The following is a 1,631-nucleotide window of genomic DNA, read 5'->3' as shown; positions in this document are numbered from 1 at the left end:
GTCATTTAGGATTTCGACCGATGCCAGATGTCGTTCGGGCGAAACGCCGATTCCCAATCCAGACTCAAATCATTCTAACGGTCGTCGCTAAGCTAGCCGTGGCACTTGGCATTCCTGAACAAGCGTTACTGAATGTTTTGTTTGAAGAGTATTTAACGGCTATGATTCAAACAGTAGCGACTAAGAAATTGTTGCCGAAAATTAAGGTGATTGTTGATATGAATAATCTCCCGAGTTTGGAGGCGTTAATTGTTAGTCGGCTGGAGCAGACCCCATTGGTGAATATTGTCGTTAGTCACGAAGCCGTGCCACAGGCTGATTTTTATATCTCAGATATTGAAATCGCTGGTTTGAAAAATGCAACACCGTTTATTTGGTCGCATTATCCAGATGAAAACGAATTTAATAAATTTCTTGAAAAAGCAACCGACTTAACTGTCCACCGGATGACGGCGACAGATTAGCCTACGTAATGCCAACTTGATGACAGGGTTCATACTAACTGTCATTAAGTTGGCATTTTATTTTTGTGCGTACTTTCAGTAACCGCTAAGGCTACCGCTCGTAAGCGAGATTTTTTTAAACGTTTCTGAAAAATATGACGTGGAGCGGACAATTAACATCCGATAAAGTTAAGCATGTCAACGAAACCAAACGCAAACGAGGGGGACGTGAGAATGACTTTAAATTGGCTATATAAGGTGGTGATAACAATATGGAGTGTGCTGTCAGTTGTGCAGTATGTGGCAGCAGATGAAGGTGGCGTTGCAACCATGCGTGAATTTGAAACGGCATGGAATCAAGATAGACCGAATCAAGTTATTCGGCTAGATGGCGATGTGCTTAATGATACGACGACGGCACTTGCCACGCGGCGACAGTCGGTCACTATTGTTGGCGACGGACATGAATTATCATTGACGCCAATTGGCCAGACGCAGCAACGGAAGATGTTGCATAGTACGGCAACGGTTACGCTGAGTCATGATTTTTGGCTAACGGGGCCTGGTGACCAACCGCTTGTGCGGGCTGATCAAATTGTCACAACAGCGGACAGCAATGTATCGATTACGCCGGGCCAGAATGGCACAATGTTCGAAGCTAACGACATTTTAATTCAGGGTCAGTTAGCGTTGCACGGGATGGGTGGTGATATGTTTACGGCCAACCGCATTGTACTGGCGACGGGGGCGTTCGTTGAAGCGTTTGGTCAATTGAACGCCCATGTATTCCGGACGACTAGTCAACAGGGTGAAGTCTTAGTTGCGCCAGAGGCCGTTTTGGCCATTTCGGTCATGAATCGCACAGCGACGAATCGTATTTGTGCGCCGATTGCGAGTGATTTTAAACGGATAACCATACAAGGCGGTCATGTTGACGTGAATACAATCGGGCCAGGCATCTATTGGGGTGCTGGTGATGACGCGATGTGGCGGATAACGGATCAAGGGACGCTTCGCTTGACGAGTACTGGGCAAATTCCGGTGCTTGAAAAGGCAGCTGATGGGACTGGCCGGGGCGGGGTTCAGGTTATGCCAGACAGTAATTTTTACGTGAGCGGTCAGGGACCGTCCCTGATTGCGCTCCAAAAACCAACCTTATTGAAATTTGTACGGCCGGCAACGGTGCAA

The 1,631-nt window shown here is 47.2% G+C and carries 2 protein-coding genes; both read left to right on the top strand.

What is annotated here, in order from left to right; genetic code table 11:
* A partial coding sequence (locus tag WEIDD23_RS08920; protein ID WP_207644209.1) for a hypothetical protein occupies nt 1-464 on the top strand: 464 nt, incomplete at its 5' end.
* Nucleotides 465-677: 213 nt separating this feature from the next.
* On the top strand, nt 678-1,631 hold a 954-nt coding region (locus tag WEIDD23_RS13720), incomplete at its 3' end, for a hypothetical protein (protein WP_197458865.1).

Origin of the sequence: Weissella sp. DD23 (genome assembly GCF_001579105.1) — a bacterium.
Lineage (GTDB): Bacteria > Bacillota > Bacilli > Lactobacillales > Lactobacillaceae > Weissella > Weissella cibaria.
This window is presented reverse-complemented; position numbering and strand designations above follow the sequence as displayed.